A 771-nucleotide genomic window follows, 5' to 3' on the forward strand; every position below is an offset into this window, starting at 1 on the left:
GGCGCCCGGCGTCATCGCTGCGGAGCAAAGGCCACGGCCAAGTGGGCCCGCGCTCGGGTCCAATCGCGCCGCACGGTCCGGACACTCACCTGGAGGGCCTCGGCGGTCTCCTCCTCGCTCAGGCCGCCGAAGTAACGACATTCGACGACCCGGAGCAGGCGTGGGCTCTCTTTCCCGAGGACCTCGAGCGCCTCGTTCAGCTCGAGCACGAAGGCGCTCTGGTCGTCGATCGAGATCTGCCGCTGGTCGAGGGGCTCCGGCACGACTCCGGCTCCTCGTTTGTGGCGGCCCCGCTTGCGGGCGGCGTCGACGAGGAGCTGGCGCATCGCCGTCGAGGCCACGGCGAAGAAGTGGACGCGGTCGGCGAATCGCTGATCGTTGCGGGCGAGCTTGAGATACGCCTCGTGCACCACCGCCGTGGTGTTCAAGGTGGGGCTGCCGAGCTCGTCTCGGCGGCGCAGGCGGCGGGCGATCGCCCGCAGCTGCGAGTAGACCAGGGGAAGTAGGTCGGACAGGGCCTCGGCCTCACCAGCCTGGAGGCGTTCGAGCAGGTGCGCGATCTGCCCCGCCTCGGGGTCGTGGACATCCGCGGCACCTGAGCAATCTGCTTTCTGATTCATAGAAGTTCGGCTCGAGATCGTTCGTCGCAGCACCGACCGCTACGATACCGTGATCAGGTGGACTCACCGCCGGTAGCCAATGGTCTGGGAGAGCGGCAGCTGGGAGTACCGGCCCAGGCGCCGGCCCCCGCAGACTGCGGCAAATCTCGGT

General features: G+C 68.6%; 1 protein-coding gene. It reads right to left on the bottom strand.

Features of this window, described 5'->3' with window-relative positions; genetic code table 11:
• Positions 1–11: 11 nt before the first annotated feature.
• A complete protein-coding gene (locus JCM9942_RS17270; protein ID WP_054661035.1) occupies positions 12–620 on the bottom strand; it encodes an ECF-type sigma factor in 609 nt (202 codons plus the stop codon).
• Between the last annotated feature and the right edge of the window lie 151 nt (positions 621–771).

It is taken from the genome of Stenotrophomonas pictorum JCM 9942 (assembly GCF_001310775.1).
Lineage (GTDB): Bacteria > Pseudomonadota > Gammaproteobacteria > Xanthomonadales > Xanthomonadaceae > Stenotrophomonas > Stenotrophomonas pictorum.

Excerpts from the sequence above, each read along its gene's own strand:
- JCM9942_RS17270 (WP_054661035.1), bottom strand. The coding sequence starts at position 620 with ATGAATCAGAAAGCAGATTGCTCAGGTGCCGCGGATGTCCACGACCCC.